Source organism: Kocuria dechangensis (genome assembly GCF_014636775.1).
GTDB lineage: Bacteria > Actinomycetota > Actinomycetes > Actinomycetales > Micrococcaceae > Kocuria > Kocuria dechangensis.
Genome location: NZ_BMEQ01000005.1, coordinates 208,383 through 215,062, shown reverse-complemented (window position 1 = coordinate 215,062; position 6,680 = coordinate 208,383). Strand labels below are relative to the sequence as shown.

The 6,680-nt window shown below is 76.9% G+C and carries 9 protein-coding genes; 2 read left to right on the top strand and 7 right to left on the bottom strand.

The genetic code is table 11. From position 1 onward, the window contains the following. Positions 1 to 169: 169 nt before the first annotated feature. Complete coding sequence (locus IEW07_RS07325; protein WP_188535747.1) at positions 170 to 868, top strand: response regulator; 699 nt, start codon at positions 170 to 172, stop codon at positions 866 to 868. Here IEW07_RS07325 and IEW07_RS07320 read toward each other — a convergent pair. From IEW07_RS07320 to IEW07_RS07290, 7 genes are all read right to left on the bottom strand, one after another. Further along, positions 849 to 1,511 carry an ABC transporter ATP-binding protein gene (locus IEW07_RS07320; protein ID WP_188535746.1) on the bottom strand — a complete coding sequence of 221 codons (663 nt, stop codon included), beginning with the start codon at positions 1,509 to 1,511 and terminating at the stop codon, positions 849 to 851. The two genes, IEW07_RS07325 and IEW07_RS07320, sit on opposite strands and share 20 nt — an antisense overlap. Next, positions 1,481 to 3,058: a hypothetical protein gene (locus IEW07_RS07315; protein WP_188535744.1), complete on the bottom strand. Its 1,578-nt coding sequence runs from the start codon at positions 3,056 to 3,058 to the stop codon at positions 1,481 to 1,483. Before IEW07_RS07315 ends, IEW07_RS07320 begins: the two co-directional genes overlap by 31 nt. Beyond that, positions 3,055 to 3,465 carry a hypothetical protein gene (locus IEW07_RS07310; protein ID WP_188535742.1) on the bottom strand — a complete coding sequence of 137 codons (411 nt, stop codon included), beginning with the start codon at positions 3,463 to 3,465 and terminating at the stop codon, positions 3,055 to 3,057. The genes IEW07_RS07315 and IEW07_RS07310 overlap by 4 nt, the downstream gene beginning before the upstream one ends. Before the next feature lie 47 nt (positions 3,466 to 3,512). After that, positions 3,513 to 4,088, bottom strand: coding sequence for a hypothetical protein (locus tag IEW07_RS07305; RefSeq protein ID WP_188535740.1), 576 nt, complete (start codon positions 4,086 to 4,088; stop codon positions 3,513 to 3,515). 64 nt (positions 4,089 to 4,152) lie between these two features. After that, positions 4,153 to 4,725, bottom strand: coding sequence for a hypothetical protein (locus tag IEW07_RS07300; protein ID WP_188535738.1), 573 nt, complete (start codon positions 4,723 to 4,725; stop codon positions 4,153 to 4,155). A gap of 34 nt (positions 4,726 to 4,759) precedes the next feature. After that, entirely contained in the window at positions 4,760 to 5,074 is a 315-nt protein-coding gene (locus tag IEW07_RS07295) for an uberolysin/carnocyclin family circular bacteriocin (protein WP_229741629.1), read from the bottom strand. Positions 5,075 to 5,244: 170 nt separating this feature from the next. After that, entirely contained in the window at positions 5,245 to 5,643 is a 399-nt protein-coding gene (locus IEW07_RS07290) for a DUF4870 domain-containing protein (protein ID WP_188535736.1), read from the bottom strand. A 212-nt stretch (positions 5,644 to 5,855) separates the two neighbouring features. On the opposite strand from IEW07_RS07290, the gene IEW07_RS07285 reads away from it, so the two are divergent. Continuing rightward, a complete protein-coding gene (locus IEW07_RS07285) occupies positions 5,856 to 6,671 on the top strand; it encodes a lysophospholipid acyltransferase family protein (protein ID WP_188535734.1) in 816 nt (271 codons plus the stop codon). Positions 6,672 to 6,680: the final 9 nt, after the last annotated feature.

Genomic DNA, 6,680 nt, shown 5'->3' with positions numbered 1-6,680 from the left:
GGGGGGGATCGCGGGGCGCGCGGCGCGTGCTCGCCGTCCCATTGTCGCGGCCCGCACCGCGGCCGGGATCATCCGGAAGGACGAGTCGGGGTCCTCCGGAAGGACGGGTCCGGCGGCGCGGCCCGTGCCGCCGCGCCTCCGGACGGACCGCTCCGCCTATCGTGGTCCCATGAGTCAGCACCCCCCGGCCGCTCGCCCCGCCAAGATCCTCATCGTCGACGACCAGCGGCTCATGCTGGGCGCCCTGCGCGTGTTCATCGACGCGGAGGACGACCTCGAGGTCGTCGGCGAGGCCCAGGACGGGAAGGTCGCGGTGGCCCAGTGCCGGGCGCTGCGCCCGGACCTCGTGGTGATGGACCTGCAGATGCCGGTGCTCAACGGCGTCGAGGCCACCCGTGCCATCATCCGGGAGTTCCCCGAGACCAGGGTCCTCGCCGTCACCGCGTTCCACTCGGAGGACTGGGTGATCCCGGCGCTGAAGGCCGGGGCCGGCGGCTACGTGGTCAAGGACTCCGAGCCGCACGAGATCGTGGGCGCCATCCGCGCCGTCCTCGCCGGGGAGTCGGCCCTGTCCCGTCAGGTCGCCGCCACGCTCATCCGCAGCGTGGTCACCGAGCCGGACCGGCCGGGCCCCCTCCCGTCCGCCGCGGCGGAGCTGGCCGGGACGCTCTCCGAGCGGGAGCTGACGGTCGTGGGGCTGCTGTGCGAGGGGCACAGCAACCGGGAGATCGCGGCACGGCTGCACCTGTCCGAGCCCACCGTGAAGTCCCACCTGCGCAACATCCTCACGAAGATGGAGGTCCGCGACCGGGTGCAGGTCGTGATCAAGGCCTACCGGACGGGGCTCGTCACGCTCCCCGTGCCCTGAGGCCGGTTCCCGGCCCGGGCGGCAGGGTCACGACCGCGGTCGGCACGAGTTCGGCGGGGGGACGGTGGGCGACCACCAGGACGGCGCGGTGCCGTGCCCACTCTGCGAGCTCCGCGCACAGCTCGGCGGTCGACGCGAGGTCCAGCCCGTTGAACGGCTCGTCCAGGACGACGACGGCGAAGGCGCCGCACGTGCACACGATGGTCCACAGCTTGCGCCGGTTGCCGGTCGAGAGCCTCTCGGCGGGCTCGTCCAGCCACGGGCCCAGGCCGTGGCGCACGGCCCGGCGCAGGCCCTCGGCGGGATCCGCCCCGGCCCACCCGCTGGCGAACACGATGTGGTCGTGCGCCGTCAGGGTCGGGTAGAGCGCGGGCTCCGTCCGGCAGATGCGGCGGACCCGGGGCGCCCGAGGGGAGCGCGCGTCCACCCCGGCGAGCTGGACGGTTCCGCCCAGTGGGCGGAGGTGGCCGCTGAGCGTCTCGACGAGGGTGGACTTGCCGGACCCGTTGGGGCCCTGCAGCAGGTACAGGCCCGGCCCGTCGACGCGCAGGGAGAGGCCGTGGTGGACCGGCCGGGCGGCGTCGTAGCCGGTGCTGAGGCGCTCGACGTCGATCAGCGGCGGGTCAGGGCGCGGTGCAGGCATGCCAGGGCACCTCCGGCGAGGACCAGGGCGGACAGGGGCGCCCACCACGCGGCGGTGGCCGGGAGGGACATCGGGAGGACCACCGGCACGGCGGCCAGGGCCACGGTGAGCAGCGCCGTGAGCGGGCTCTCCCCGCCCGTGCCCTCCGCCGTGCGGGGCGGGGGCAGCAGGTGCTCGGCGATCGTGGCCGCCCACACCCCGCTGAGGACCACGAGCGCCGGGACGGCGGACGCGGTGCCGGTCACCGTGCCGGCGGCGACGGCGACCAGGACGGCCACGGGCAGCACCGGCGCGCTCAGCGCGGCGGCGTGCCCCAGGGCCACCGACGCGGCCGGTGCCCCGGACTCCACGGCGGTGCGCAGCTGCCGGCCGTAGCGGAGGAACCCGATGTCGGCGCCGACGAGCTCCGCGAGGGCCAGCCCCACCGCCAGCGCGACGAAGCCCGTGGCCGGTCCCGCGGAGGCGTTCCACACCTCCTCCGGCACCGCCGGCCGGGCCGGCAGGACCAGCGGGGCCGGGAGCGGCGGCCCGGCTGCGCCCGCGCTCACCGCGGCGGCCGTGACGGCGGTCGCCGCGAGGACGACGCGCTGCTGGGCCCGCAGCCGCCATCCGCCGGCCCGCTGGGCGCTCAGCACCCGGGCGAACCGCAGAGCCGCCGGCCCCTGCAGCCGGACCCGGCGGACGCCCGCCGGGCGGGACGGAGGGCTCCAGGGGCGGCTCCCGAGGGCCCGCCACCCGGCGACGGCGCCCGCCGCCCCGGCCAGTGCCAGGACGACTGCCGCGACCGCCGGTCCCGGCGTCCCGGGGAGCTCTTCGGCCCCCAGTGCCCCGGCGGAGCCCAGCAGCCCCTCAGAGCCCAGCGCCCGGGTGGAGCCCAGCACGTCCTCGAGCAGGCGGACGGCGGCGAAGGCCGCCCCGCCCGTCAGGAGCGCCACCGCCGCGGCCACGGCCGGGAGGCGGCGCCGAGCGCGCTCGGGGTGGGCCGCGGCCCACAGGGCGGCGGCTGCGGTGCACGTCCCGACGGCCACGGGCAGGACGAGCACGCCCACGGCCGCGGCCGCCCCCGTCCCGCCCCCGGAGCCGAGGAGCACGCCGAGCCCGGCGAGCCACCACGACGCCGTGGCGGCGGTGAGCCGCGGGAGCACGTGGACCATGAAGACCGCCGTGGGCGGGACGTCGAGCGCCCGGAAGAAGTCGCGCTGCGGGTGGCCGCTCACGGTGCTCCGGAAGCGGCCGAGGGTCTCGGCCGCGAGCAGCCCAGCACCGGCGCAGGCGCACAGCAGCACGAAGAGCTCCGCCGAGGGAAGACCCGGGGCCAGCGTTCCCAGGACCCTCGCGGCGAGCAGTCCCGCCGCGAACGCCGACAGCGCGCCGGCGGCGCCGGCGGCCAGGACGATCCGGCGGGCCGCGGTCACCGACAGGGAGGTCCCGAGCGCGGTGAGCAGGTCCGCGATCCGCAGGTCGGCGAGCAGCCGGGTCCGCCGCCACCGGCCGGGCGCGGAGGGGCCGCCGGCCGCGCTCCGGCCGTGGACCGCCGCGCCGGTCACGACAGCCGGCTGCGCCCCGCGGTCCCGCGGCGGCGCAGGTCGAGGGCGTTGAAGAGGACCACGATCCCGGTGGCGAGGGAGACCAGGACACCCACGGCGCACAGCACCGTCACGGGGAAGCCGCCCAGCCGGTCGTTCAGGAAGGTGGCCTGGACGAGCCCGGCCAGGAGCAGCACCAGGGCCGGCACGAGCGAGCTGGGCCGGGACAGCGGGGTCAGCAGCGTCACCAGGGGCACGACGACGCCGAGCAGCGCCAGGGCTGCCACGAAGACCGCCCACAGTCCCGGCGGCACGGGCCCGGCCCCCTGCTCGCGCAGCAGGACGGCGGTGAGCGCGGCGGCGGAGAGGACGGTGACGACACCGAGCCCGACGCGGACGTGGTTCTGGCTGAGGGTGAAGGGGAACACGGTGCGACTCCTCGGGACGGGGGATCGGCAGGGCGGTGGGGGCGGGCTCAGACCACGGTCACCAGGACCGCGACGACCACAACCACGGCGGGGACGAGGAGGCCTCTGCCGCGCGGCCGGCGGGCCCACTGCCGCCGGTAGAGCAGGGCGGCCACGAGGGCGAAGGCGACGACGAGCGCGACCTCGGCGGGACCCCGGGCGAGGTGCCCGCTCCACAGTGCGTACAGCTGCGACAGGACGGTGAGCCCGCCGGCGACCAGCGTGCAGAGGCCGATCCGCTGCCGGACGCCGAGGGCCAGGCCCTCGGGCACCAGCTTCCGGTCGAGGACGCCCGCGAGCCACAGGTAGAGCGCCAGCACCACCGCGAAGACCAGGACGCCCAGGAGGACCGCGACGTTCACGGCCAGGCCGACCAGGGCCGGGTCGAGCTCAGCGGTCTCCGCGGCGAGCGTCCCGACGGCCTGCTCGCGCATCTGCACGCTGGTCGTGGGCAGCCGGCACAGCAGCAGGCCGAGGCCCAGCGCGTAGACGGTGCGCCGCACGAGGGGCGTGGTCGCCGGGTCCGTGCCCGCCGCCCCGGGGGCGGGGTGCGCGGGGTGGGCGGGGACGCCGCGGAGGGACATGGCGTGGTCCTTTCGGTGGGCGGGGCGTGCGGCGAGCCGGTGGGCGCGGCGTGCCGCAAGCCGCTCAGGCACGGGCGATGAGGGCCGCCTCGAGGCCGGCTGCGACGAGCAGGAGCACGACCGCGGCGGCGAAGAGGCAGAGCGAGGCGGGCAGCGCGGCGAGGTAGCGGCGCACCGGGGCTCCGCCGGATCCGGACCGCCGGGCACGCAGGGCCGCGCTCACGGGGAGGAGCCCGGCCGCGGCGGCGGCGAGGCAGCCGAGCAGCTCCGGTCCGGCGTACCAGCCGGCGGAGCCGAGCACGGCGCCCGCCCCGACGGTGAGGACGCCGACCTTCGCGGTGGCCCCGACGTAGGCGGACAGCACCGCCAGGGATACCCCGGAGCTCAGCCCGCCCGTCAGCACGCCGCTGTACAGCAGGGCGGCCGCCCCGAGGTTGCGGGCGAGGATGGTCCCGAGGGTCCACCGCACGCCGTCGGCGGAGGCCCCGGGCGGGGCCGCCGGCGCCTCGGAGACGCTCGACCAGCCGACCAGGAGACCCGCCACGAACACCGCGGCGGCCGTCGCCCCGGCCCATCGGAGGGCGGGCGGGAGCCGGGCGGCGGCGGGTGTCCACGCCGGGGCGGACACGGTGCGCACGACGGGCCTCCGGCGCGGTCGGTCGGAGGGCCGGTCAGGCGATCGCCATCTTGGTGCCCTTGCGCAGGACGTACCAGCGCACGGTCGCGACGAAGGCGCTGCCGACGCCGAAGCCGAAGGTCGCGCCCACCAGGGTCAGGGCGAGCCCGCCGACCTGGACGGCGGTGACGATCTGGGAGGCGGCGGCGGTGGAGATGCCGAGCGAGCCGGCGACCCAGGCGACGGCGAAGCCGCCGAGCAGCAGGCCCAGGACGGCGACGCAGGCGGCGACGGGGACCGCGGCCCGGACGGCCCGGGGGCCGGCGGGGGTGGTCGCGGAGGGGACGGCGGGGGTGGTGAGGGTGTGCATGACGCGCTCCTGGCTCCTGATGAGGACTTCCTGGTCCGCCGGCCGGTGGGGTCCGGCGCGGCGGTGATCAGAAAGCTACGGGAGCGGGAGCGCCCGGACATCCTCCGGAGGGATGTCCGGGGACCGTCCTCCGGGTGCCGCCCGGGCTGTGGAGGACGGCCCCCGGCCGGCTACTGGAGCACCGGGAGCTGGAGGGGGTACCGGTAGACCTCGCCCCGGTTGGCGCGCACCACGGCCAGGACGTGGCAGACGATCAGCAGCACCGCCGCCACGGCCCACAGGACGATCGCCACCGGGATCAGGATCACGGTGAACAGGCAGACCCAGGCGGCGACGTTGAGCAGCCACATGGACAGGTTGAAGTTGAACGACCCGGCCGAGGTGGCGCGCAGGAACGGGTTCCGGTCCTTGTAGACGAGCCACACCACGAGCGGGCCCACGAACCCGAGCCAGCCCACGGAGATCAGCGCGCCGACCAGCCCGGACAGGTGGGTGAGGACCGCGATCGTGCGGTCGTCGCCCTGGGCCCGGTACTGGGGCTGGGATGCGGCGGGAGGAAGGTAGGACATCGGGGTCTCCTGGTCGGGCGACGGGTGCCGGCGGGTCGCCGGGCGGGCGCCGGATCGGCGCGGTGCAGCCAGCGTATCGAGGCGGGGGGTCTGCCCGGTATGGGGGTTGACCGCACATTCGGGTGGCGCTCACCCGCCGGGCCCGCGCTGGTCTACGATTCTCGGCAGAGCACGAACGGCCCGCCCGCGGGCCCCCGAACCGAGGAGGAGCCGTGGGCCTGCACCTGCGCCCCAACGAGCACGCCTACCGCGCCATCGTGCTCGCCGGCCTGGCCGCGGTGAAGGCCTTCCGCGTCCCCCTGATCGCCTCGGGCGAGGAGCACCTGCCCGCCGGCCAGGTGGTGCGCCACGGGTACCGGCAGGTCCTGCCGGGCACGGGGGCGGTCGTGGCGGTGACCCACTTCGGCTACCTCGACTTCGTGTTCGCGCAGCTGGTGGTCTGGCGCCGGCTGCGGGCCCACTCGCGCTTCCTCATCACCCGCAAGCACACCGGCAGCGCCTTCGTCAGGGCGGTCTGCGAGCTGTGCGACCACGTCGTCGTCGACCGCGCCAACGGCGCCCCCGCGTACGCCGAGGCCCTCGCCAAGCTGCGCCGCGGGGAGTTCCTCGCGCTCTTCCCGGAGGGGGGCGTCAGCCGCAGCTTCACGGTGCGGACCCTGCGGACCGGGGCGGTCCGGATGGCCGCCGCGACCGGCGCGCCGATCATCCCCGTGGCGGTGTGGGGCGGCCACCGCATGCTCACGCGCGGGCGCGGCGGGATCCGGCTGCGGGACGTGTGGCGGACCCCCGTGCGCGTCCACGTGGGCGCCCTCCTGCACGTGGCGCCCGACGACGACGTCCTCGCCGCGGCGGAACGGCTGCGCGCCGAGCTGCAGGCCGGGATCGAGCAGTGCATCGAGACCTACTCCGAGACCCCCGAGCCGGGCGCGTGGTGGATGCCGGCGCACCTGGGCGGCGGGGCGATCACGGTCGAGGAGCAGCGGGCGTGGGACGACCGCGAGCGGGAGTCGTACCGGACCACCGGCTGAGCCGCCGGG